The 23,199-nt window shown below is 73.5% G+C and carries 19 protein-coding genes; 4 read left to right on the top strand and 15 right to left on the bottom strand.

Translation table 11 applies throughout. The annotated features are described in order from the left end of the window. Nucleotides 1–18: 18 nt before the first annotated feature. The 5 genes from O7627_RS15480 to O7627_RS15460 all read right to left on the bottom strand — a co-directional run bounded on the left by O7627_RS15480 (nt 19) and on the right by O7627_RS15460 (nt 3,687). On the bottom strand, nt 19–453 hold the full coding sequence (locus O7627_RS15480; protein ID WP_278094210.1) for a hypothetical protein: 435 nt from the start codon (nt 451–453) through the stop codon (nt 19–21). 107 nt (nt 454–560) lie between these two features. Next, the gene (locus tag O7627_RS15475; protein WP_278094209.1) at nt 561–1,553 is read right to left on the bottom strand and encodes a helix-turn-helix domain-containing protein; all 993 of its coding nucleotides are present in this window, start codon (nt 1,551–1,553) and stop codon (nt 561–563) included. Nucleotides 1,554–1,640: 87 nt separating this feature from the next. Continuing rightward, complete coding sequence (locus O7627_RS15470) at nt 1,641–2,318, bottom strand: class I SAM-dependent methyltransferase (protein ID WP_278094208.1); 678 nt, start codon at nt 2,316–2,318, stop codon at nt 1,641–1,643. Next, on the bottom strand, nt 2,315–3,016 hold the full coding sequence (locus O7627_RS15465) for a DUF2064 domain-containing protein (RefSeq protein ID WP_278094207.1): 702 nt from the start codon (nt 3,014–3,016) through the stop codon (nt 2,315–2,317). The genes O7627_RS15470 and O7627_RS15465 overlap by 4 nt, the downstream gene beginning before the upstream one ends. Then, on the bottom strand, nt 3,013–3,687 hold the full coding sequence (locus O7627_RS15460; RefSeq protein WP_278094206.1) for a glycosyltransferase family 2 protein: 675 nt from the start codon (nt 3,685–3,687) through the stop codon (nt 3,013–3,015). The genes O7627_RS15465 and O7627_RS15460 overlap by 4 nt, the downstream gene beginning before the upstream one ends. A 146-nt stretch (nt 3,688–3,833) precedes the next feature. Here O7627_RS15460 and O7627_RS15455 point away from each other — a divergent pair, with 146 nt between their 5' ends. After that, nucleotides 3,834–5,186, top strand: coding sequence for a hypothetical protein (locus O7627_RS15455; RefSeq protein ID WP_278094205.1), 1,353 nt, complete (start codon nt 3,834–3,836; stop codon nt 5,184–5,186). Between the two features lie 41 nt (nt 5,187–5,227). Here O7627_RS15455 and O7627_RS15450 read toward each other — a convergent pair whose 3' ends face one another. Continuing rightward, nucleotides 5,228–6,295: an NAD-dependent epimerase/dehydratase family protein gene (locus O7627_RS15450; protein ID WP_278094204.1), complete on the bottom strand. Its 1,068-nt coding sequence runs from the start codon at nt 6,293–6,295 to the stop codon at nt 5,228–5,230. A 157-nt stretch (nt 6,296–6,452) separates the two neighbouring features. Between O7627_RS15450 and O7627_RS15445 the strand changes: the two genes are divergently transcribed. Then, the gene (locus O7627_RS15445) at nt 6,453–7,748 is read left to right on the top strand and encodes a molybdopterin-dependent oxidoreductase (RefSeq protein ID WP_278094203.1); all 1,296 of its coding nucleotides are present in this window, start codon (nt 6,453–6,455) and stop codon (nt 7,746–7,748) included. Further along, nucleotides 7,741–8,271 carry a hypothetical protein gene (locus O7627_RS15440; RefSeq protein ID WP_278094202.1) on the top strand — a complete coding sequence of 177 codons (531 nt, stop codon included), beginning with the start codon at nt 7,741–7,743 and terminating at the stop codon, nt 8,269–8,271. Before O7627_RS15445 ends, O7627_RS15440 begins: the two co-directional genes overlap by 8 nt. Before the next feature lie 13 nt (nt 8,272–8,284). On the opposite strand, the gene O7627_RS15435 is transcribed toward O7627_RS15440, so the two are convergent. Together O7627_RS15435 and O7627_RS15430 are read right to left on the bottom strand one after the other, a co-directional pair. Next, complete coding sequence (locus O7627_RS15435) at nt 8,285–10,219, bottom strand: copper resistance protein CopC (RefSeq protein WP_278094201.1); 1,935 nt, start codon at nt 10,217–10,219, stop codon at nt 8,285–8,287. Between the two features lie 173 nt (nt 10,220–10,392). After that, the gene (locus tag O7627_RS15430) at nt 10,393–11,943 is read right to left on the bottom strand and encodes an endo-1,4-beta-xylanase (RefSeq protein WP_278094200.1); all 1,551 of its coding nucleotides are present in this window, start codon (nt 11,941–11,943) and stop codon (nt 10,393–10,395) included. A gap of 399 nt (nt 11,944–12,342) precedes the next feature. Here O7627_RS15430 and O7627_RS15425 point away from each other — a divergent pair, with 399 nt between their 5' ends. Beyond that, nucleotides 12,343–13,356: a ParB N-terminal domain-containing protein gene (locus O7627_RS15425; protein ID WP_278094199.1), complete on the top strand. Its 1,014-nt coding sequence runs from the start codon at nt 12,343–12,345 to the stop codon at nt 13,354–13,356. A 657-nt stretch (nt 13,357–14,013) separates the two neighbouring features. Here O7627_RS15425 and O7627_RS15420 read toward each other — a convergent pair. From O7627_RS15420 to O7627_RS15390, 7 genes are read right to left on the bottom strand one after another with little or no spacing between them, the layout of a single operon-like run. After that, a complete protein-coding gene (locus tag O7627_RS15420; RefSeq protein ID WP_278094198.1) occupies nt 14,014–14,235 on the bottom strand; it encodes a hypothetical protein in 222 nt (73 codons plus the stop codon). 52 nt (nt 14,236–14,287) lie between these two features. After that, complete coding sequence (locus O7627_RS15415) at nt 14,288–15,340, bottom strand: beta-ketoacyl synthase N-terminal-like domain-containing protein (RefSeq protein ID WP_278094197.1); 1,053 nt, start codon at nt 15,338–15,340, stop codon at nt 14,288–14,290. Beyond that, nucleotides 15,337–16,560: a beta-ketoacyl-[acyl-carrier-protein] synthase family protein gene (locus O7627_RS15410; protein WP_278094196.1), complete on the bottom strand. Its 1,224-nt coding sequence runs from the start codon at nt 16,558–16,560 to the stop codon at nt 15,337–15,339. The genes O7627_RS15415 and O7627_RS15410 overlap by 4 nt, the downstream gene beginning before the upstream one ends. 19 nt (nt 16,561–16,579) lie before the next feature. Then, the gene (locus O7627_RS15405) at nt 16,580–16,840 is read right to left on the bottom strand and encodes a phosphopantetheine-binding protein (protein ID WP_278094195.1); all 261 of its coding nucleotides are present in this window, start codon (nt 16,838–16,840) and stop codon (nt 16,580–16,582) included. 44 nt (nt 16,841–16,884) lie between these two features. Further along, nucleotides 16,885–21,696 (bottom strand): condensation domain-containing protein, encoded by a 4,812-nt coding sequence (locus tag O7627_RS15400; protein ID WP_278094194.1) that lies wholly within the window; start codon nt 21,694–21,696, stop codon nt 16,885–16,887. A 30-nt stretch (nt 21,697–21,726) separates the two neighbouring features. Beyond that, nucleotides 21,727–21,924, bottom strand: a complete 198-nt coding sequence (locus O7627_RS15395; protein WP_278094193.1) for an MbtH family protein — start codon at nt 21,922–21,924, stop codon at nt 21,727–21,729. A 52-nt stretch (nt 21,925–21,976) separates the two neighbouring features. Next, on the bottom strand, nt 21,977–23,194 hold the full coding sequence (locus O7627_RS15390; RefSeq protein ID WP_278094192.1) for a hypothetical protein: 1,218 nt from the start codon (nt 23,192–23,194) through the stop codon (nt 21,977–21,979). Nucleotides 23,195–23,199 lie beyond the last annotated feature (5 nt).

The following is a 23,199-nucleotide window of genomic DNA, read 5'->3' as shown; positions in this document are numbered from 1 at the left end:
CCTTCAGGACGAGATGGTTCAGAAATGCGGATCGAGACCGCTTCCCCAGGTGTATTCACCGTCCGAGCTCAGCCCGAAGTAGCACCGGATGTGGTATCCCCAACCGCCGGACGTCTCGGTGAGATAGCTGTCGTGCCGGTAGACTCCGGCGCCGGGGCTCCCCGGCCAGAGCTGGTCCGTCCAGGAGTACGTGCCCGCGAGGATGTGCCCGGTGTAGGTTTCGCAGGAGTCGTTGAACGGGAAGTTCCACCAGCCGTAGGTGCCGGCCGCCAGGGTGATCTCCCGGCTCACCTGCGACAGCGGCATCGAACTTGTCGGCGCGGCCGTCAACCACTGCCGCCTCTGATTGAACGAGGTCTCGGCCGCGTGTGCCGGGCCGGCCGTGATCGGCAACAGGACCGCCACGATGGCCACCGCGGTGATCAGACGAAGCTTTCCCAGCCAGGTGCGCATGGATCCTCTCTCTCCGGTCCACTCTGTCGTTGGGCGAATCCGACCTGCGACCACGTCGCGTCGCCGCGGTCCTGGCTCCAGGATGTCCGTACCGCCCGAGCCGGTCGTTACTGGTGCGCGCACACCTGTTGTGTCTGCGCGCACTGCTGCCGGAACTGGCGCGGGGAGAGGCCGTAGGCGCCGCGGAACGCCTGGCTGAAGTGCGCCGGGCTGCTGAATCCCCAGCGGGCCGCGACGGCGTGGATCGGACGGGTGACGAACAGCGGATCGGCGAGGTCCCGCCGGCACTGCTCCAGGCGGCGCTCGCGGACCCACCCGGCGACCGTCCGCCCGTCCTGCTGGAACAGCTTGTGCAGGTAACGCAGTGAGATGTGATGGGCGGCCGCGATCGCGTCGGGGGTCAGCCGCGGATCGCCCAGGTTCTCCCGCACGAAGGCGTGGATCTGGGCCATCAGCGCCCGCCGCCTGGTCTGTGCCGGCACGACCCGCTGGGCGTCCAGGGCATCGGCCAGCGCCACGGTCAGCACGTCGAGGATCAGCACGGAGAGCCGGGCGGCGTCGGGCGGGCTGAGCTCGTCCAGGTGCCGGGCCAGTTGCAGCAGGAACTGGGAGGACAACGCGCCGACACCGGCGGCTCCGGAAATGCGGACACCGCTCAGCGCCCGCAGATCCCGGGCCGGCAACGGCAGCAGCGATCGGGGAAACCGCAGGAGCAGCAGCTGGTTAGCCTGGAACTCCGTGGTGAAGCCGGACAGGTACGGACGCGAGGTGTCATACAACATCAGGTCCCCCGGTCCGAAGTCCGCCCGCCGGCCGCCCTGCATCATCACCGCGGCACCGCGGACCAGGCAGGCCAGCTTGAACACCTCCGGGTCGGCCTGACGAATCAGCCGGGACGTGCGCCGGACCGAGTGCGGCATGGCGGTCATGAGCGCCGCCTGCACGGAGCCGAACTCGCTGACCCCGACCCGGGCCCGGAAACCCGGTTCGAGCCGGCGACGGCAGCGCAGGTCGTAGGGCACCCAGAGCTTCGAACTCACCTCACGCCAGTAGCCGAACCGATCCGCCGGATCCACCCCGGCGGTGCTGATCACGTCCATGACTCACCAGAGTGTCGTTAGGGAACCGGACCATCCACCGCGCCCACGCTACCGAGGGGGCCCGGACCCAAGAAGTCTCTCCGGTGGTCAGTTCGGTCCGGACGGTGCCAACTCGCCGAACCATCGGCCGGCGTCGCGAAACACCTCGCGGACCGCCAACCCGGCGGTGGCCGCGGTGTCCCGCACCGCCGTCACCCCCAGCCGCGCCCAGCGGAACGCCGGGCTCAACCGGGCCGGGCCGGACGCGGTGGTGGTGACCACGTGCGCGTACCCGAGCCACAGGCCCGTTCCGGGCGGCTCCAGCTCGACCAGCACGGTGCCCTGTGGATGCAGGAGCGAGCGGCAGCGGCGCAGCAGCGCCACCGGGTCGCCGCCGATGCCGATGTTGCCGTCCAGCAGGACGGCGTGCCGCCACCGGCCCTCGCCGGGCAGCGGGTCGAAGAGATCCCGATGCACCGCGACCGCACCGCGCGCGCGGGTCAACGCCACCGCCCGCGCCGACACGTCCACCCCGACCGCCGTCACCCCGGCGCTGGCGAGCGCGACCGTGAGCCGACCCGGCCCGCACCCGAGATCCAACGTCGGCCCGCCGCACCGGGCCACCACCGCGGCGGTGGCCGGCTCCACCGGCCCGTGCCACCGCTCCACCGGCAGCCGCCACCGGACTCCGTCGCCCTGCACCAGCCAGTGCCCGCCCGCCACCGGGGCGTGCAGCGCGGCCGCGAAACCGCCGTCTGGAGCCGGTCGGCCCGCGACGGTGGTCACCGGCCGGCCCCGGCGGCCATCGGTCGTCCGGCCGACCGCACCGCCGCCACCTGGCCGGCGAACCTGCTCCCCGGGACGGCCCGCGACACCAGCAGCGCGTCCGGCCACTCGTCGACGTCGCGCAGCAGCGGCAGCGCCGCCACCGACAGGCCCTGGGCGTGCAGCGCCGCCCAGGTGTCCCACCCGGTGTGCGGCGTCGACATCGGCACCCCGCGCAGCACCTCGGCGTGGCGGGGCTCGCCAAGGCCCAACGCCCACCAGCCGCCGTCCACCGCCCGACCGAGGACGGTACCGGCAGCGGCCAGGCTGGCAGCGGCCGATGCCAGCCGCGCCCCGGTCAGCTGCGGGGTGTCCATGCCGATCTGCAGCACCGGCCGACCGGGGTGACAGGCCACCGCGTCGGCGTACGCGTTGGCCAGCCGGTCGGCGAACCCGTCACCCCGCTGCGGCAACACCGACCAGCCGTCGGCGGCCGCGGCCAACTCGTCGCCGACCCCCGGGTACGCGTCGGCGTCGGCCAGCCGGCCGGCCAGCGCCAGCACCGGCGTCACCCCGGGAGTGGCCCGAACCGCGGCCATGGTGTCCAGCAGCGCGGCGGCGGCGATCCGGGCCGCCTGCACCGGACTGGCCGGCGGGCAGAGCCGGGTCTTCACCCGCCCGGCGACCGGCGACTTCGCCACCACCAGCAGGACGGTCACCGCGAGCCGTCCACGGTCCGCAGCACGCCGACGAAGTCACGGGTCGCCCGCAACGTACCGCGCACCGAGCCGGAGACCTTCGACCTGGTGCCGGCCGCCCGGGGCGCGTACCGCACGTCCAGCTCGACGATCCGCCACCCGGCGGCGGCCGCCCGGATCATCAACTCCAGCGGGTAGCCGAACGCCCGGTCGCCGACGCCCAGGTCGAGCAGGGCCTGCCGGCGGGCCACCCGGATCGGGCTCAGATCCCGCAGCGGCACGCCCCGGTGCCGCAGCAGCGCCGCGACCAGCGCCGTACCCGCCCGGGCATGCCAGGGCCAGACCCGCGCCGACACCGGCCGGCGGCGGCCGACCGACAGCTCCGCCCGCCCCGCCGCCACCGGCTCGACCAGCGCCGGCAGCTCCGCCGGATCGAACGACCCGTCGGCGTCGAGCACGCAGACCAGCTCCGTCTCGGCCGACATGATTCCGGTGTGGACGGCGGCCCCGTACCCGCGGCGCGGCTCGTGCACCACCCGGGCACCGTGCCGGGCAGCCACCTGCGGCGAACCGTCCCGGGAACCGTTGTCCACCACGATGGCCCGGTACCCCGGCGGCAGGGCGGCGAGCACCCCCGGCAGGGCGGCGGCCTCGTCGAGGCAGGGCAGCACCACGTCGATCGGCATCGGCATATCGGCGACGCTAGGGCGTGCCACCGGCCCCCGACGACGGATCCGCGGTTACGGAAGTCTTACGGCGGCACGAGTTCTTACCGAAGGGTTACGGCCGGCCCGGCGCGCCGCCCGGCCCGCCCGACAGGCCGTACCGTCCGCTGGTCATGACAGCTGATCCCGACCGGCCGCGCGACCGTCGGCCCGGCCGCGCCGACGCCGTCACGCTCGGCGTCGAGCTGGTGCTGATCGCCGCCGCCGTGGTCGTGGGGGTGGTCCTCAACCAGCGCGGCGTACGGCTCCACGCCGACACCGCGCCGATCTACGCCAGCTGGCGTCCGCACGTCGGCTGGGGCACCCCGGTCGCCGTCGCGGTCGCCGCCGCGGTGGTCGGCTGGGGTCCGCGGTGGGCCCGTACCGCCCGGTGGGGGCCGCTGCTCGCCGTCGGCTACCTGGGCGCGGTGGCCTGGACCCTGTCGCTGGCCATGATCGACGGGTGGTCGGCCGGGGTCGCCGAGCGCCTCACCGCGCAGGCGGAGTACCTGCACGAGGTGCCACGGATCACCGACATCGCGGCGATGGTGGCCGGCTTCAGCGATCGGATCATCGACTTCCGGCCCGGGTCCTGGTCCACCCACACCGCCGGTCATCCACCGGGCGCGCTGCTGGTCTTCGTCTGGCTGGACCGGCTCGGCCTCGGCGGCGGCGCGGCGGCCGGCCTGGCCTGCATCCTGACCGGCGCGAGCGCGGCGGTCACCGTGCCGACCGCGCTGCGCTGGCTCGGTGCCGCCGAGGCCGCCCGCACCGTGCTGCCGTTCCTGGTCCTGCTGCCCGGCGCGGTCTGGATCGGCGCGTCCGGCGACGGTGTCTTCACCGGGGTCGTCGCCGCCGGGCTCGCCCTGCTCGCCGCCCGCCATCCGGCCGCGCTGCTCACCGGCGGGGTACTGCTCGGCTTCGCGCTCTACCTGTCGTACGGCTTCGTGCTCGTCGGACCGCTCGCCCTCGCCGTGCTGGCGCTGCGCCGGGGGCGGTTCCTACCGGCGCTGTTGATCGCCGGGGTCGGCGTCGCGGCCGTGGTCGTCGCGTTCACCGTGGCCGGCTTCTGGTGGTGGGACGGTTACCAACTGGTGGTGGAGCGCTACTACCAGGGCTGGGCCGCCGAACGGCCGTACGCCTACTGGGTCTGGGCCAACCTGGCGGCGTTGCTGCTCTCCGCCGGTCTGGTCGTCGGCCCGGCGCTGCGGCGTACCGTGGTCGCGGCCTGGCACGCCGGTCGCCGGGAGGGCCAGGCCGGCGTCGCCCGCCCCACCATCGTGCTCCCGATCGCCGCCGCGGTCTCGATCGTCGCGGCGGACCTGTCCGGACTCAGCAAGGCCGAGGTGGAGCGGATCTGGCTGCCGTTCGTGGTCTGGCTGCTGGTCGCCACCGCGCACCTGCCGGCCGGCGGTCGCCGCTGGTGGCTGGCCGGGCAGGCGGCCACCGCGCTGGCGGTCAACCACCTGCTCTTCACCGTCTCCTGATCCGGCGCTCGCCCGGCCGGGGCGGCTCAGGCCGGGGCGGCTCAGGCCGGGGCCGACAGCGCCGCCGGGTCACGCAGCGGGTCGGTGGCGAACGCGGCCACCCCGGCGGCGAAACGCACCCGGGCGGTGAAGCCGAGCAGCCGCGCCGCCCGGCCCGGATCGGCCACCACGTGCCGCACGTCCGCCGCGCGGGCCCCACCGGCGACCACCGGCGCCGGCCCGCCCATCGCGGCGGCGAGGGTGCGCGCCAGCTCGCCGACCGGGTGTGGCTCACCGGAGCAGATGTTCACCGGCACCATGCCGGCCGGCTGCTCGGCGGTCACCGCCAGCAGGTTGGCCCGCGCCACATCGGTGACGTGGACGAAGTCGCGCTGCTGCCGACCGTCCTCCAGCACCAGCGGCGCCCGCCCGGCGGCCAGCGCCGACCGGAACAGCGACGCGACCCCCGCGTACGGCGTGTCCCGGGGCATCCGGGGGCCGTACACGTTGTGGTAGCGCAGCGACCAGCCGCCACCACCGGTCTGCCGGGCCCAGGCCGCCGCCAGGTGCTCCTGGGCGAGCTTGCTCGCCGCGTATGTGCTGCGCGGCTCCACTGGCGCGTCCTCGGGCACCAGCGCCCAGCCCAGCGCGGCGCCGCAGGTCGGGCAGCGCGGATCGTACCGGCCGGCGGCCAGATCCTCGGCCCGGCGCGGCGCCGGCCGGACGACGCCGTGCCCCGCGCAGGTGTACCGACCCTCGCCGTAGACCACCATCGAACTGGCGAGCACCAGCCGGGTCACACCGGCCCGGTGCATCGCGGCGAGCAGCACCGCGGTGCCGTAGTCGTTGTGTCCGGCGTAGGCGGGCGCGTCCGACGGGTCCAGTCCGTGACCGACCATCGCGGCCTGGTGGCAGACCGCGTCCACCCCGGGCAGCAACCGGTCCAGCAGATCGGCGTCGCGGACGTCGCCGCGGATCAGGTCGTGCCGCCCGACCCACTCGGGCGGCTCGCCGCCGTGCGCCTGCGGCAGCAGCGCGTCCAGCGCCACCACCTCGTGGCCACAGTCGACGAGCAGGTCGGCGATGTGTGAGCCGATGAATCCGGCCGCACCGGTGAGCAGGATCCGCATCCGCCCACGGTAGGGCCGGTATCCCCACGACCGGTCCGGATCCGGGCCGCCGTCAGACTTCCGTAAGATCCGCCCGGCGACCCGGCGGGCCCGGTAAGAAATCCGTAACCGCCGCGTCCGGTCCCGGCCGGCACGGCCCCGACTAGCGTGCCGAAACATGCCCGCCACCACCGATCCGGACCGGACACCGGGTGACTCCGGCATCGCCCACCGTTGGCGCAGCCCGCTGCGCGGCCCCTGGCTGACGTCGATCCTCGGCGCCGTCCTGCTGGTCGGTCTGCCGCTGGTGATCGTCACCGGACTGCTGGACTACCTCGCCTACGGCCCGCGGTACGGCCAGGCGTTCCCGGAGAACGTCGGCTGGCTGCGGCCGCCGCACGTCGACTGGCCGACCCGCCCCTCCTGGCTGTTCCGGGTCAGCCAGGGTCTGCACGTCACCCTCGGCATCGCGCTGATCCCGGTGGTGCTGGCCAAGCTGTGGTCGGTGATCCCGAAACTGTTCAGCTGGCCGCCGGTACGGTCCGCGGCGCAGGCGCTGGAGCGGTTCTCCCTGCTGCTGCTGGTCGGCGGGATTCTCTTCCAGACGGTCACCGGCGTCCTGAACATGCAGTACGCGTACCTGTTCGGGTTCGACTTCTACACCGCGCACTACTTCGGGGCCTGGGTCTTCACCGCGGCGCTCGTCGTACACGTCGCGCTGAAGCTGCCCCGGATGGTCACCGCCCTGCGGTCCCGGTCGCTCCGCGCCGAGCTGCGGACCTCCCGGGCCGACACCCGTCCCGAGCCACCGGACCCGGACGGGCTGGTGGCGCCGCGCCCCGGCCCGCCGACGATGAGTCGGCGTGGGCTGCTCGCACTGACCGGAGGTGGGACCGCGCTGCTCGCCGTGCTGACCGTCGGGCAGAGCCTGGACGGCCCGTGGCGGCGGCTCGCCGTGCTGCTGCCCCGGGGCCGGACCGCCGGGTCCGGGCCGAACGGTTTCCCGGTCAACCGGACGGCCGTCGCCGCCGGCATCCGGCCGGCCGACACCGGCGCCGACTGGCGGCTGGAGCTACGCGGCGGCGCCGGCACGGTGCGCCTGAGCCGGGACCAGCTGCTCGGCCTGCCGCAGCACACCGCCCGGCTGCCGATCGCCTGCGTGGAAGGCTGGTCGACGTTGCAGACCTGGACCGGGGTACGGCTGCACGAGCTGGCCGCCCTGGCCGGGGTGCCCGAACCGGCCTCGGCGCGGGTCGACTCGATCCAGCGCGGTGGGCTGTTCAGCAGGGCGATCCTGCAGGCCAACCAGGTGCGCGATGGCGATTCACTGCTCGCGTTGCGGGTCAACGGGGTGGACCTCTCCCCCGACCACGGCTACCCGGCCCGGATCATCGCGCCCGCGCTGCCCGGCGTGCACTGCACCAAGTGGGTGGCGAGCATCGAGTTCCGCCGGGCCGGTGCCGGCGATGGGTGACCGCACCGCACGGGCGGCCGGGGTGGCCCACCGGTTCCGGGTCGCCTACGGCGCGCCGCTGTGGCATCTGCCGCTGCTGGCCGGCTGCTGTACGGTCGCCGGCTGGGTCGCGCTGCGGCTCGCCGGGGAGGCCACCGCCGGCCGGATGCTCGGCTGGTTCGTGGCCGCGGTGGTCGTCCACGACCTGGTGGTGTTCCCGATCTACGCCGCCGCCGACCGGGCTCTGCTGGCAGCCGCCAGCCGGATCGGCCGGCCGGCGGCCGGGGCGGTCCGGCTGGCGGCGGTGAACCACATCCGGGTGCCGGCACTCGGCTCCGCGCTGCTGTTGCTGGTCTACCTGCCGGGCATCCTGCGGCTCGGCGGCGACACCTTCACCGCCGCGACCGGCCTGACCCAGCAGCCCTACCTGGTCCGGTGGCTGCTGATCACCGCGGCGATGTTCGCGGTCAGCGGACTGTGGTTCGCCGCCCGCCTGCGTCGGGTGCGGTCGCCGGTCCGTCGGCCGCCACCGGACCGGCGCTGACCCGGCGGCGCGGTCAGCCCAGCTCCAGCGTGTACTCGGCGGTGTGGACCTCGCCGCCGACCTGGAAGTCGAAGTACGCCCGGTACCGACCCGCGCTCGGCGCGGTCAGCCAGAACTTGACCGCCCCGTCCACCAGCTCCGGCTCGGGATGCACGTGCACGTAGCCGAGGTCGCCCTCCCGGATGACGACCAGGTGGCCGTAGGCCCCCAGGTACCGCTCAAGCGGTGCGGGCTCGGGCGCGTCGGGGCGGCTCACCCGGAGGAACATCGGCGCCGTCACGCCGATGGTGGGCGTACCCTCCAGCGACACCGCGAACGGCCCCGCGGTTGCCTGCGGTCGGGGCGGCGGCAGCTCCGCGGGCGTGTGCGCGCCGGGTACGACGTGGTCGACACCGAGGACCAGGGGCTGCCCGGTGGTGCCGTCGGCGCCGATCACGGTGAAGTCGGCGTAGATCCGGTAGCCGCCTGGCCGGACCAGCTTCAGCGGTACGGTCCACGTGCCGTCCGGCGCCATCGTCGGGTGCAGGTGCTGGTATCCCGAGAGGTCCCGGCCCACCACGATCATGTGTAGCGGCTTGTCGTGCACGATCGCGAACCGGGTCGCGGGCTGCCGATCGGTGCCCAGGATCCGGAAGGCGTAGTCCACCGTCTCGCCAGCCGGCTGGGTACGCCGCACCGGCTGGAGCAGGTAGCCGCCCCCGTTCACCGCCGTACCCATGGCCAACGCCGTATCGGCATCGCCGGGATGGGTGTGCGGACCGGTACCCGGTCCGTGCTGGTGGCCGTCGGTCGCCGACTGCGGGTTGCCCGTCGCGGCCTGGACACCCACCGGCGCCGACCCGCCCGGGGTGCGCTCGGTGCCCCCCAACCGGCCGAGCCCGAAGCCCGCCAGAAGCGCCACCACCAGACCGCCGGTCAGCAGCGCGAGTCGCGTGTTGCTCGGTCCGGCCGCGGTCGCCGGCGGGGAGGTGTCCGCCACCTCCGATTCGACCGTCGACGCGCCGGGCGGCGGCGGAGCCGTCGCCTGGACGGTGCCGACCGCCCCGCCCTTCCGCGTGGACGGGACCGCTGCCCGCCGGCCCGATCCCGTCGGTTCCTTGACCCGGGTAGCGGTGGCCCGTCTGCGCTCGCCGCTCGGGCGGCCGGATGGGCCACGTTTCGCCGCCGGCACCCCTTTGGCGCCGGGCCGGCCGGAGCGGGTCCTGGTGGATCCGCGCCACTCACCACGACGCCAGAGCGCGAGTCCGGCGAGCACCGTCACCAGCGCGACGACCCAGCCGGTCCACCCGATCCACCCCGGCGGGCCCGGGTCCTGCGCCGTCGCGGGCGGCGCGGCCAACGGCGTCGCGGGCGCCGGTCCCGGTGGGGTGGCTGCCGCCGATGGTGGTGCCTGGCCGGAGCCGTGGCCCTCCGCCGCCGCCAGCAGCGCCGGATCCGGCTGGTTGGTCGGTGGGCTCCAGTCCTGCGGGGCGGGTGTCGGGCGGCCGGTGTATCGGAACGTCAGTGTCCCTCGCACCGGGTCCCCGTCGGAGGCCACCGAGAGGTAACTGACGGAGTACTGTCCGGCGGCGGGCAGGTGCGCCACCGTCACCAGCGCGGGGTAGCCGACGGTGTACTCCCGTGGCTCGAACTTCCCCTCCACCAGGAAGTATTCGCGCACCGGCTGGTCCAGGGGCTTGGCTGATCCGTAGGCCCAACCGTTGTCGACCCGGCCGCCGCCCGGAGCCGTGACGGTGAAGTACGCGTTCGAGGCGACCTGCTCCGTGAAGTACAGCTCCACGATGGTCAACGGCTCGGTTACGGTGCTGCCCTCGGCCGGCGTGGCCATCCCGAGGGTGCCGTGCGCGGCTGCGGGTGGCGCAGCTCCGAGCGCGGCGACCGCGGTGACGAGTCCGACGGCGGAAAGCGTCGCGAGGACGCGGCGGGGCCAGGTGGAGATTGGGCGCATCGAACCATGCTCTCGACATTGATCATTTAGTCAAGAGTCGACCAACTTTTTGCGCAGATGGCACAAGTTCCGTCCGGGCTTTCCGTTCGGAATTGCGATCGACACGAAAGTACCCCCGGTGGCCACCTGCCGGTCCTGGACGGGCGCAGCCGCCCGTCCAGGACCGGTGGCGGTCAGGATGCGCTGCAGACCGGGGTCATGCCAGTGGCGGTCCCGGTGCCCTGGAACCCGAACTCGGTGGTCTGGCCGGCGTTCACCGAGCCGTTGTAACTGACGTTGCTGAACTGGACCGTGCCGCTTGAACCGGAGCGGCTGGCGTTCCAGGCGTTGGTCACGGTCGCCCCGGACGGCAGGGTGAGCTGCACACTCCAGCCGTTGATCCGGGCGGCACCGGCGGTGACCCGGACGGTGGCGACGAAGCCACCGGTCCACGAGTTCAGCGAGACCGTCGCCGAGCAGCCGGTGCTCGGGTTCGGCGGCGTGGTCGGCGGCGTCGTCGTCGGCGGCGGCGGCGTCGTCACCGGCGGGGTGGTCGGCGGCGGCGTGGTCGGGTCGACCGGTGGGGTGGTCGGCGGCGGGGTCGTCACCGGCGGCGTGGTCGGCGGCGGGGTGGTGATGTTGCGGCCCTTGTTCAGCTCGTCGAGGACCGCGTGGTAGGCGGCCTTCTTCTGGTAGCTGCCATTGCCACCGGTGAAGAGCAGGCCCCGCTCCGAGGAGCGCCACGACTCGCTGTCGGCGATGCCCCAGACGGTGATGCCGGTGCACCTCGCGACGTTCAGGCAGGCCCGCACGACCTTGCGGTAGTTCTCCGCCTGGCCCGCACCGATGTCGTTGTTGCTCAGGTCGTCGTCGATGTCCACCTCGGAGAGGTGCACCTCCACGCCGAGGTCGGCGAAGCGCTGGATGTTCGCCTGCAGGTCGTCGGTGATGATGCTGTTCGGGTTGTCGTTGAAGTGCGCCTGGAACCCGACGCAGTCGATGTACTGCCGGTAGTTGCGGACGATGTCGTACAGCGCGTTGGACTTGCGGTTCGGGGTGCCGCCCCGGACCGTCAGCCCTTCGACGTCGTAGTCGTTGATGCAGAGCTTGGTGTTGTATCCGCCGGCCTGTACGACCTGCCTGGCCCGGATGAACGAGTCCCGGATGACGTCGGTGTCACCGGCGTCGAAGAAGTCGCCGTCGCCGTTGGCGTCCCGGTTCATGGTGTGCGGCCACTGGTTGCGGCGCCGGCCGGTGTTGTTGTCCTCCAGTGCCTCGTTGACCACGTCCCAGTAGGCGATCCGGCTGCCCCACCGGTTGATGGCGTTGCCGATGAAGTTGTTGAGCGTCGCCTGGCTGGCCCCCTGCAGCGCGCCGGCCTGCGAGTGCCACACCAGGGTGTGACCACGGACCAGCATGTTGTTGCTCTGGGCGTGGTTGACCAGGCTGTCCGCGCCGCCGGTGTTCTGCAGTCCGCCGCTCGAGGTGGCGATCCGGTCCGGCTTCATGTCGTTCTCGCCGGTCAGTTGGTTGAACTCCTGCCCGACGATCGGGTAGAGCCGGTTGGGTGAGGCGGCCACGCCGAAGAACAGTCCGGCGTTGGCGGCCGCCGCCCGCAGGGTGGTCTCGGCCGCCGCGGCCGGCGGGATGGACTGCACCGCCACCGCGCCGCCGACCAGCATCAACACCGCCGTCGGCACAGCTATCCTGGTAATTCTCTTGCGCTGTCTGAGGCTGTTGTTCACGGGCCCTCCTTGCTGCTGGACGCCGGTGATCGAAGTCCATGTATGCCTTTCGAACCGTCAGTATCGATACCAGCCGGCAGCACTGTCAACAACTTCCGGAAATGCTCCGGAAACTCAATAGACACCGTGAGTGATGGTTCGCACCCTTTCCGTACCCGGCCTGTCCGGTGCCGTCCGGCGGACCCGGCGGCCGGCAGCGGCACCAACCGGTCACGGAGCCGGCACTGTCCGGAGGCGTCCGGGTTCGCGGACTAGCCGGCTCCGGAAACAAAAAGATTGACCTTGGTCTTTCCGTTGACCGGTCCGGGACCCGGCGGGAGCGGCAGACGACGCTACGCCGCCACGACATCCGACGGTGGCGGCACATCGACGCAACGACTTCCTGAACTGGAGTGCGGCATGGGAAAGGTAGCCGGCAGTGACCGATCGGGCGCGGTCCCGACACTCCCCCGCGAACTGCGCGTCCTGGCTGCGCCGGACCGGCCGCAGCCGCCGACCCGTCCGGTCCACGTCCCGCTGGACCAGCTCGTACCGGCCGACTCACCCCGGCTCGCCGGCGCGGACCCCGCGTACGTCCGGCTGCTGGCCGAGATCGAGACCCGCCTGCCCCCGATCCTCGTGCACCGGACCCACATGCGGGTCATCGACGGCGTGCACCGCCTGCACGCCGCCATGCTGCGCGGTCAGCGGACGATCGACGTGCACTTCTTCGACGGCACCGAGGAACAGGCGTTCGTGGAGTCCGTCCGCGCCAACACCGGACACGGCCTGCCGCTCTCGCTGGCCGACCGCACCGCGGCGGCGCGCCGGATCATCAGGTCGTTCAGCTCCTGGTCCGACCGCACCATCGCCGAGATCACCGGCCTGGCACCGGTGACCGTCGGCACCATCCGCCGATCACTGCCCACCGTACCGGCGCCCGCGTCGCGGATCGGCCGCGACGGCCGGGCGCGTCCGGTCGACCGCAACCAGGGCCGCCGGATCGCCGCCGAGATCATCCGACGCGATCCGCAGGCGTCGCTGCGGGAGACCGCACGCCGCGCGGGCATCTCCCCGGCCACGGTCCGCGACGTCCGCGCCCGCCTCGACCGCGGCGAGGATCCCACCCTCGACGTCCGACGACCGGCGGCGGTGGACGGCCAGGTGACGCGGACCATCGGACGGGTCGGCGCGAACATCGACGACCTGCTACGCAGCCTGCAGCAGGATCCGTCGCTGCGCTTCACCGACTCGGGCCGGCAGTTCCTGCGCTGGCTCAGCCTCCGGGTGGTCAACGCCCCGGAGTGGCACCAGGTGCCGGCCGCCCTGCCACCACACTGCACGTACGCCGTGGCCCGGCTGGCGCGCCAGTGCTCCGAGGGATGGCTCGCCTTCGCCGAACTGCTGGAGCAGGAAGCGGAGGACACGGCCTAGCTGACCGGCCGACCAGCCCCCGCAGACCGCGACCAGACACCAGGAGGTGCCGGATTGTCCACGGCTGACGGTGCCGCAGGCACCTACCCGCTGAGCTGGGGTCAGGCCTGGCCCTGGCTCGACCAGTACCGCTTCCCCGACCGCCGCACCTTCGACCCGGTCGGCTTCCGCGTCGCCCTCGCCGAACCCGGAGATCGCCGAGGGCCGCGACACCGGCCGGCACAGCGTGCACGTCGCCCGCCTGCGGTCACCGGCCGCCGCGTTGGCCGTCGAGTGGTTGACCGAGCGGTACCGGATCCCCGCCTCCGCGGTACTGCCGAGGCGGGCCGGGCCACGCTCCACGCCGACGTGCTGACCCGCCCGGCCGGACCCGACGCCGTCGGGGTGCACCGCTGGCTGATGGCGCGCCTCGATCCGCACCCCGCCGCGACCGCCCCCGCAGCTACGCGGTGACCACGGATCCAGCGGCCTTCGGCGCGTCCGGCCCGGCTGCCGACGGGCGCGGCCGGCCGGCCCGGCCCCGGCCGCCCCGGACCGAGGGCGAGTGGGCACTGCTGGCCGCGGTGCACGCCGACGCGGCGCCGCGGGCGCTGCTGGAGGACCCCTACGCGCTGACCGGCGGACGGCTGGACCGGGTTCCGGCGGTGCTGCGCCGGCTCACTCCCGGCCGATGCCCAGCGCCGCCGCCGGCTCGGCCGGCGCCGCGTGTGCGCAGTCCTCCTCGTCGACACAGCGCACCCGGTGGGTGGTCGTCGCGCAGCGGTGCATCGCCTCGTCGATCGCCGCGGTCCGCAGCGCGTTGCCGCCGACCCGCATGTGTTCGCTGCCGTTGGTGAGATACAAGACGACCGGACGGTCGCCGGTGCTGACCGAGCCCATCAGGGTCAGGTCCTTTCCAGACGTGTCGATCCGGTCCCGTGGTGGGGTTGCGTCACGTTCGTGGGGGCATCCGCAGCAGCGCGCATCCGACCCGGCCCTCGGCATCGGTCGCCGTGACCGCCGCGATCCGCCCGGCCAGCGCCGGATCGGTCAGCAGCCCGACGATCTGGAAGGCCGCCGCGACCGCGTCGGTGTCCCCCAGCGCGTCGTGCAGGGCCGACACCACGGGCACCTCGCCGAGGACCACCTTGATCGCGAGCGCCTCCTCGCCGCCGCGCGCGTCCACCGCCGGTGACGGGACCACCGCGCTGATCCGGTCCGCCGGCACGCCGGTCCGGGCCAGCGCCCGGGACAGGCAACCCGCGAGTGCGGCCCGGACCGCACCGGCACTCGGTGCGAACCCGAACTCCACCGTCAGCAGCTCGGCGAGCGCCGGCCGTTCGGGGACGATCCGATCGGCCGACTCGACCAGGAAGATGACGCAGCCCTCGCCCGGCGGCCGGCGTGGGCCGGGCACCGCCCGGGCCGCCGCGTACGCCGCCCGGGTCTCGCTGTCCTCCTCCACCGCACCGCAGAGCACCACCCGGGCGTGCCCGCGGCGCAGCAGGCGGCCCGTGTAGCGGAGCGCCAGCAACGAGCCGAGGTGACTGCCGCTGATCGTGGAGTTGGGCCCCCGCAGCCGGTGCCAGATCGCACACTGTCCGGCGTGTACGTTCATCAGTGTCACCGGCAGCCGCGCCGGGTCCACCCCGTAGGGGCGCGACGCGGTCCAGCTGTCGCGGTTGAAGTCGACCACGGTCTGCACGTTGTCGCTGGTGGCCAGCACCAGGCCTAGATCGTCGTCGGCGTGGTCGGTACGGTGCTGCCGGTCCAGGGCGAACCGGGTGAGCAGCCGGCCCGCGGTGGCGACCGCGAGGCCGCTCGCCCGGCACATGGAACGGGTCCCCTTGGCGCCGAGTACCCGCCGTACCTCGAAGTCGGGCACCCGGCGGGGAGCGTCGTCCCGGCCCGCCACCAGCGCCGCGGCGCTGGTGTGGGCGTCGGTGCCGTGTCCCAGGGGTGAGTGGGTCTCCCAGCCGGTGATGACGGTGCGCGTCGCGGTCATGAGTAGGCTCCGAGCAGGAGGACGGCGTTGTTCCCGCCGAACGCGAGTGCGTTGTTCTGCACCCGGCGCAGCGACGCCGGTCGCGCCTGGTTCGGCACGCAGTCGATGGCTATCTCCGGGTCCGGTTGTCGATAGTTGATCGTCGGCGGGATGAATCCCTCGGTGAGCGACAGCACGCACGCGATCGCGGCCAGCGCGCTCGCGGCGCCCATCGTGTGTCCCAACATCGACTTGATGGAGATGGTCGGCGGGAGCCGGTCGCCGAAGACCTGGCGGATGGCGGCCACCTCGGTGACGTCGTTGGTCTTCGTTCCGGTGCCGTGGGCGGATATCAGGTCCAGGTCGTCGGGTCCGACGCCGGCGTTGGCGTGGGCGCGGGCGATGCAGTCGGCCACCCCGTCGCGGTCCGGCGACACCGCGTGGTGCGCGTCGCAGCTCAATCCGTACCCGAGGACCTCGGCGTAGATCCGGGCTCCACGCGCCAGACTCGCGTCGAGGCGCTCCAGCACCAGGATCCCGCTTCCTTCGCCGGTGAGGATGCCCCGCCGGTCGCCGTCGAACGGCGCGCACACGGTGGGTGCGATGGTGCCCAGCCGATGGAATCCGATGAAGTTGGTACGCACCATGGCGTCCACTCCGCCGCAGAGCGCCAGTTCCGCGTCGCCGTCGACGATCGCGTCGTAGCCGTAGCCGATCGCGTAGTTGCCCGCGGCGCAGGCGGTCGGCACGGTCACCGCCTCGACCTCGGTGAGGTCGAGCTCCCGGGCGATGTCCGCGGAGAGCCGTCCCGACCGGGCCCGGCGGGCGGCGGCCGGCTCGATGTCCGTCGCGCCGGTGGTCAGTTGCCGCTGCAGCGCCAACTCCACCTCCCGGGTCTCGCCGCTGGTGGTGCCGACCGCCACCACCGCCGGCCGGGCGCGCAGGTACGCCGGGCTGAGCCGGGCGTCCGCGAGGGCCAGGTTGGCGCCGGAGACGGCGAGTTGGGTGGCTCGGCCCAGCTCCCGGGGATCGAGCCGGTCGATCCACGCCGTCGGGTCGAAATCGGTCACCTCGCACCCGTTGGTGTGCTCGAACCCCTCGGTGTCGAACGCCCGGATCGGCCCCGCCCCGGACCGGCCCGCGCGCAGCGCACGCGCGAACTCCTCGGCCCCGGTGCCGATGCTGCTGATGACGCCGAGGCCGGTAATCACCACGCGCGGGCGCGTCGACTCGACCGGCATGCCAGTTCCCTCCGCTCCGCTACCGGTTCGCCACGATCTCGGCGACGACGGCGTAGGTGCTCGACAGGTCGGTCATCGTGGGCAGCAGGGACTCGTCGATCGTGATGCCGAACCGGCGTTCCAGGGCGGTGAGCAGTTCGATGCGCTGCAACGAGTCGGCCTCGTGGTCGTGCTGGAAGCTGCTGGTCCAGGTGATCTCATCGGGCTCGATCTCCAGGATTTCGGCGACGGCTTCCCGGATGTCGTCGCGCAGTGATGTGTCGAGGTCTGCGATGGACATGTCCACCTCCGTGTTGACTGTCGGTAGGTCGGGGAGTCCCGGGGTCATGCGGTCACGCCCGCGTCCTCCGGCTGCGCGGCCCGCAGGCGGTTGAGCCCCTCCCACAGGGTCGCGGGGGTCTCGAACATGTCCAGGACCAGCCGCCCGCCGGGGATGCTGACGTCGTAGAGGTGCTCCAGCGAGATGAGCAGCTCCACCGTGGAGAGCGAGTTCAGGCCCAGGACGGCCAGCTCGGCGTCCGCGGTGAGCTCCGCGTCGTCGGGCAGGGCCGGAAGCACGGCCCGCAACAGTCTCTCGAACTCGTCGTCCCACGGCTGGTGACCGCCGGTCGAGGCGTCCGGGGCGGGCAGCTCCGGCAGCGCGTCGGGGTCGACCTGCCCGCTGGCGGTCAGCGGCCAGGACTCGACCGGGATCAGGATGTCCGGCACGAGCCGGCGGGGCAGCCGGCCGGCCAGGGTCCGGCGGATCTCGACCGGTTCGACCGCCGCGCCGGGGACCGGCCGCAGGTACGCCACCAGCTGGTGGCCGTCGCCCGCCGCCGGCCGCAACCGGACGTACGCCTCGCGTACCGCCGGGTGGGCAGCCAGCGCCGCGCGGATCGCGCCCAGGTCGACCAGCCCCGAGTCCGGGGTGCGGTACCACCGCCGGGGGCCGAGGAGTTCCAGCCGGCCGTCGTCGTGGAACCGGGCGAGGTGCCCGGTCCGCAGGAGCCGCTGATCACCGTCGGGGGCGGGGACGAAGTGCTCAGCGGTCGCCACCGGGTCCCCGTGGTACCCGTCGGCGAGCGCCGGCCCGCCCACGTACAGCTCGCCGAGCACGCCGATCGGCACCGCCCGCCGCTGCGGATCAAGCACGTACGGCGTCCGGCCGGGTAGCGGCCGACCGGCGAGGGTCAGCCAACCCGGTGCCGTGTCGCAGCCGCCCACCTCGACCACCCGGGCGCCCTCGCCGGTCGCGGCCGGACGCGCCACCCCGAGCAGGGGGTCGCCGCCGGCGAGGACGACGACCGGGCCAGCTCCGACCCGACCGGCGGAATCGGACCCGACCTCCCCGGCGGTGGCGTACCGGTGGGTGACGGCGGGCGCCGGCCCGAGGACGAGCTGCCCACCCGTGACGATCGGCAGCAGCAGTTCGGTGAGCGCCGGCCAGGACGGGAACGAGCTGGCGAAGAGCCAGACCGACTCCTCGGTCGACGGCGACCCGAGCTCGGCGAGGCCGGCCCGCTGGCCCGCCAACGCGTACGCCAGCGCGCGGTGCGAGAGGACCGCGCCGCCACCGGGCGCGGTCCGCGGGTCGGGCAGCACGGCCGCGACCGGACCGGCCGGCCAACCGGCCCGCGACCCGTCGGACGTCACCGGCCGCAGGTCCGTCACGGTGGTCGCCTCGACGAGGGCGTCCGCTCCGGCGGCGCGGGCCGCCGCGGGCCGCTGCTCCGGCGGGAGCCGGCCGTCCAGGGCCAGCCAGGCGGCGCCCGCCTGCCAGATCCCGAGCAGCGTCGCCGGCAGCGAGACGTCGTGCCGCGGCGCCACCGCGACCAGCCCGCCCGGGCGTACGCCGACCTGCCGCAGGCGGTCCGCCACCTGCCGCGCCGCCGCGTCGAGCTGCGCGTAGCTGAGCTGGACGTCGGCGGAGCGGACCGCGACCGCGTCCGGACGGCTCCGGACCCACCCGGCGAAGGCGGCCGGCACGGATTCCGGCTCGGTCGCGAGGGCCGTCGCGTCCCGGACGGCCGCTAGCCGGCGCGCGTCGGCCGGCGGCAGGCACGCTGCCGTGGCGTCTCCCCCCGGGCCGCGGGCCATGTCCTGAAGCACCGCCCGGTACATCTCGCCGAGCCGCCGCGTCGCATCGCGGGTCAGCACGTGGTTCGTGGTGTTGAGCCGCAACACCCCGGAGCGATCCCCGGCGAGGGTGAAGACGTGCAGGGCGAACTCGTTCTCCGACTCGTCGACCGTCGCCTCCCAGTGCACCAGGTCCTTGTCCACCTGGTGGAAGTCGAGGTAGTTGAACATCACCTCGACCAGCCGGGTGCCGGGGGCGAACTCCTGCTGGACGATCGGCATGGGGAACCGGCGGTGCGGCCACATCTCGGTCAGCCCCTGGTAGACCAGTCCGACCAGCTCTCCCCAGGTACGCGCGCCGGTGGGCATCGCGAACGGCACGGTGTTGATGTAGAAGCCGGGGATCCGCTCGGCGCCGACCAGCTCCGGGCGGGCGTCGGTCACCAGGCCGGTGCAGAAGTCCTCCGCCTCGGTCACCGCGCCCATCACCGTCAGGTGCGCGGCCAGCAGCACCGCCTTCAGCGAGGTTCTGGTGTCGGCGGCGAGCCGGCGCAGGGCGTCCTGGAGGTCGTCGAACCAGACGCTGTGCTGGTAGCGGTCCCGGGCGGCGTCGGGGTCGTCCCGCCAGGCCGTCGGAAGCTTGCCCGGTGACCGTCCCTCGATGACCCCCCGCCAGTAGGCGCGATCACTCTCCGACCGCAGCGAGGCGAGTTCGGCCGCGATGTAGTCCGCGTACCGGAACGGCACCGGCTCCGGGGTGGCCGGCACCTGACCGGACCGGAAGTCCCGGTAGGCGGTGAGGATCTCCATCATCAACGTGTGGAAGCTCCAGCCCTCCAACACCGGGTGGCATTCGGTGACCGAGAAGCACCAGTCGTCGGTGCCGGCCGCCTGGTGGGCGTGGAACCGGACCAGCGGCGCCTCGGTCAGGGACATCGGGTTGCGCCGTCGCTCGTCGAAGTACGCGCGCAGCCGGGGCTCCCAGCCCTCGGGCCCCAGTCGTTCACCGCGGGTGACGCCCGGTCGGTAGCTGACCTCGCGGTGCACCAGTTGCAGGGGAACCGAGTAGCTGCTCAGGTCGAAGGTGGTGCGCAGCACCTCGTGCCGGTCCACGACAAGCTGCACCGCCCGCTCGAAGGCCGACGCCGAGAACGGGCCGTCGCCGCGGATCAGGAAGGAGGTGGAGTCCTGGTAGAGGTTCAGGTCCGGTCGGGCCAGCATCTCGATGATCATGCCGAGCTGCCCGGCGCCGACCGGGTAGGCATCCGCCAGGTCGGTCGGCAACGCGTCCCGGTCCGCGGGGCTCACCATCGCGAACGGGGGGATGCCGGTGGGCACCTCGGCGCGGCTGCGCAGCGCGACCGCCCGGCCCAGTTCCTCGACCGTCTGGTGGGCGAAGAGGTCGGCCGCGGTCACGTCCAGGCCCCGCGTCTTCAACCGGCCGGCCAGCGCGACCGCCCGGACCGAGTCCCCACCGATGTCGAAGAAGTTGTCGTCCGGCTCGATGCGGTCCACCCGCAGCACGTCCCGCCACACCTCATCGAGCGTGGCCAGCAGCTCCGCGTCGGGTTCGGCGCCGGCGGTTCCGGACGCCGACGGCTGCGCCGCGGCGGCCGGCGTCGGACCCGGCAGGGGCGGCTGCGGCAGCAGCTCCAGCCGCAGCTCCGGCTCCCGGATTACCGTGTCGAGCAGCCGGCCGTAGTGGGCGGCGAGGCGCTGCGCCGTCTCCTCGTCGAACAGCGCCCGTGCGAATTCGAGGTAGGCCGACAACCGCCCGTCCGGCGCCTCCTCGACGTGCACCGTGAGGTCGAACTTGGCCACCGTCCGCTCCGGCGCCCCGACCGGCGTCACCTCGACACCGGGCAGGTCGAACACGCCGTCCTCGGTCGGGTTCAGATCGAAGGCGACCTGGAACAGCGGGTTGCCGCCCGGGTCCCGCGCCGGCCGCAGCTCGTCCACGAGCAGCCGGAACGGCACCTCCCGATGGTCGAGCGCGGCCAGGGCGGCCGTCCGGACCTCGGCCAGGACGGCGGCGAACGTCGCGTCCCGCGGGCATCGCGCGCGGACCACGACCGTGTTGATGGTATACCCGATGAGCTGGTCGAGCTCGGGCAGCGCGTGCATTGTCACCGGCGTGCCCACCGCCACGTCCTCGTGCCCGGACAGCTGCGCGAGCATCGTCTGGAACGCCGCGAGCAGCACCAGGTAGGGCGTGGCCTGCCGGGCGCTCGCCAACCGCCGGATCTGCTCGGTCAGCTCCGGGCCGACCGGAACCTCGACGGTGCCGCCGCGCCAGTCCGGTCGCGCCGGCCGCGGCCGGTCGGTGGGCAGCGCCAGCTCCGAGAGGCCGTCCAGGTGACGGCGCCAGTACTCCAGCTGGGTGCGCAGGCCGTCGCCGGCCACGCGCCGGCGTTCCCAGCCGGCGTAGTCGGCGTACTGGACCGGAAGGTCCGGCAGCGCGGCCGGCCGGCCGGCGGCGCGCTCCGCGTAGTACGCGCTCACCTCGGCGCCGATCCGCCGGTACGACGCCCCGTCGCAGGCGATGTGGTGGGTGACCACCACCAGGAGGTGCCGCGCCGGCGCCACCCGAATCAGCGTGACCCGCAGCGGATGCTCGGTCTCGAGGTCGAACGGCTGCTGCCGACGCGCCGCCGCGATCCGCACCGCGTGTTCCTCCCGCCCGGCCGCCGGCTCGCCAAGCAGGTCGACCACCGGCAGCTCGAAGCGGGCCGGCGGGTCGAGGTAACCGACCGGCTCGTCGCCCGGTTGGCCGTAGCGGGTCCGCAGGATCTCGTGCCGGTGCACGAGCCGCTCCCAGGCCCACCGCAGGGCCTCGACGTCCACCTCGCCCACCAGCCGCAACGTCCAGGCCATGAGGTACGCGGGGCTCGCCGGATCGAGCCGGTGCAGCACCCACATCTGCTGCTGCCCGGCCGACAGCGGCAGCGGACCGCCCCGGTCGACCCGGTCGATCACCACGGTACGGCGGGTGGAGCCGAGCAGCCGCTGCCGGATCTGCTCCGCCCGCTGCGCCGCGTCGAGGTCACCCGTACGGCTGCCGGCCTTTTCCACGGTCACGATAGGTCCTCCTCTGTCCGGCCCGCGGTCCTACGACCCGCCGGCGCGGACGCTCAACGGACGCAGATCGGTCCAGACCTCGGTGATGTGGGCAAGGCAGTCCGCCTTGGTGCCGACGGTGCCCTCGCCCCGCCAGCCCGCCGGCGGCTCGCGGTCAGCGGGCCAGATCGAGTACTGCTCCTCGTGGTTGACGACCACCTGGTAGGTGTCGCCCCCGGTTTCGCTCACCGCGGCTCTCCTTCCGCCAGGGGCCGACCGGGACGGGTCGGGCGCCCGGTCATCAGCGCACCCCGGCCTGGTCGCCGGCGAGCTCGGCCCGGTGCGAGTCGCGCAGCGCCGCCGGCCAGTTCTCGGGATCGGGGCCGTGCTGGCAGAGCAACGCGTAGACCAGGCGTTCCAGGCCGAACCCGGCACACCCGCTGACCTGGGGGACCCCATCCGGCCGGGTGATGTCGAAACCGCGGCCGAAGAAGTCGCCGTGAAAGTTGAACGAACCGACGGCGACGTCCCGCTCCGGTCCCAGTCGCAACCGCAGCTCGTACTTGAGTTCCAGCTGCCGCTGCGACCAGGCCCGGGCCGCCCGGTCGGCGCCCATGAAGAACGGGTCGCTGGCGACCTCACAGTGCCCGTCCAACCCCAGCTCGTCGACGAGCGCGAAGACCAGCTCCATGAGCCGCTCGCGGGCGTCCAGGACCGCGCCCCGGCCGCCGAAGAAGACGGTCTCCCGGATGGTGAAGTCCCAGAGCCGCTCCAGGGTCGTGGCGTACCGCGACTCGTACCGGAACGACTTGCCGCGGGAGGTCACCACCTGCACTCCGTCGGCCGGCAGGACCCGGCCGCGGTACTGGGCGAAGGTGTGGTAGCACATGGTCGGAGGCAGGCAGTAGTCCACGTTGGAGCACTGCCGCAACGCCTCGCCGTCCAGCCTCCCCGAGGCGTCGTAGGAGCGCTGGAAGTCGCGGTACACGTCCAGGTCCTCGTGCAGCCGGGTCACCAGCATCAGGTACTGGGGGAAGGCGCCCGGATAGCCGGCCGTGTCGAGTACCCGGGTGGGGATCAGGGTCGGGTACCGGTACTCGGTCGCCCCGAACGTCTCCACCACCAGGTCGCGCAGGCGCCGGTCCAGGGCGGCCAACAGCGAGATCAGGGGTTCCCCGACCGCGATCTGGCCCTCGCCGGCCTCGCTGATCACGCCGGCGGCCAGCAGCGGCGCGTACACCTCATGGGTCGTCCGCAGGTTGGCCGACCGCCAGACCACCTTGGTCGGCTGCTCCGGCTGGCTGCCCAGGTCGTTCTCGACCAGGGAGTCGAGCTTCGCCGCCAGGGCCTGCCGGTCCAGTGCCGCGGTACTGAACAACCGGACCGCGCGGACCGTTCCGTCGTCGACCACGAGTCGGAACGACTCGATCTGCGCGGAGACGTAGAACATCCGCCGCTCGAGTTCCGCGACCCGGGCCCGCGGCACCGGCGTACGCAGCACCACCTCAGTCTCGATCATCGTCC

Source organism: Solwaraspora sp. WMMD1047, assembly GCF_029626155.1.
In the GTDB taxonomy this organism is placed as follows: Bacteria; Actinomycetota; Actinomycetes; order Mycobacteriales; family Micromonosporaceae; genus WMMD1047.
This window is presented reverse-complemented; position numbering and strand designations above follow the sequence as displayed.

Coding starts and splice junctions, on each gene's coding strand:
- O7627_RS15480 (WP_278094210.1), bottom strand. CDS start 453: ATGCGCACCTGGCTGGGAAAGCTTCGTCTGATCACCGCGGTGGCCATC.
- O7627_RS15475 (WP_278094209.1), bottom strand. CDS start 1,553: ATGGACGTGATCAGCACCGCCGGGGTGGATCCGGCGGATCGGTTCGGC.
- O7627_RS15460 (WP_278094206.1), bottom strand. CDS start 3,687: ATGCCGATGCCGATCGACGTGGTGCTGCCCTGCCTCGACGAGGCCGCC.
- O7627_RS15455 (WP_278094205.1), top strand. CDS start 3,834: ATGACAGCTGATCCCGACCGGCCGCGCGACCGTCGGCCCGGCCGCGCC.
- O7627_RS15450 (WP_278094204.1), bottom strand. CDS start 6,295: ATGCGGATCCTGCTCACCGGTGCGGCCGGATTCATCGGCTCACACATC.
- O7627_RS15445 (WP_278094203.1), top strand. CDS start 6,453: ATGCCCGCCACCACCGATCCGGACCGGACACCGGGTGACTCCGGCATC.
- O7627_RS15440 (WP_278094202.1), top strand. CDS start 7,741: ATGGGTGACCGCACCGCACGGGCGGCCGGGGTGGCCCACCGGTTCCGG.
- O7627_RS15435 (WP_278094201.1), bottom strand. CDS start 10,219: ATGCGCCCAATCTCCACCTGGCCCCGCCGCGTCCTCGCGACGCTTTCC.
- O7627_RS15425 (WP_278094199.1), top strand. CDS start 12,343: ATGGGAAAGGTAGCCGGCAGTGACCGATCGGGCGCGGTCCCGACACTC.
- O7627_RS15420 (WP_278094198.1), bottom strand. CDS start 14,235: ATGGGCTCGGTCAGCACCGGCGACCGTCCGGTCGTCTTGTATCTCACC.
- O7627_RS15415 (WP_278094197.1), bottom strand. CDS start 15,340: ATGACCGCGACGCGCACCGTCATCACCGGCTGGGAGACCCACTCACCC.
- O7627_RS15410 (WP_278094196.1), bottom strand. CDS start 16,560: ATGCCGGTCGAGTCGACGCGCCCGCGCGTGGTGATTACCGGCCTCGGC.
- O7627_RS15405 (WP_278094195.1), bottom strand. CDS start 16,840: ATGTCCATCGCAGACCTCGACACATCACTGCGCGACGACATCCGGGAA.
- O7627_RS15390 (WP_278094192.1), bottom strand. CDS start 23,194: ATGATCGAGACTGAGGTGGTGCTGCGTACGCCGGTGCCGCGGGCCCGG.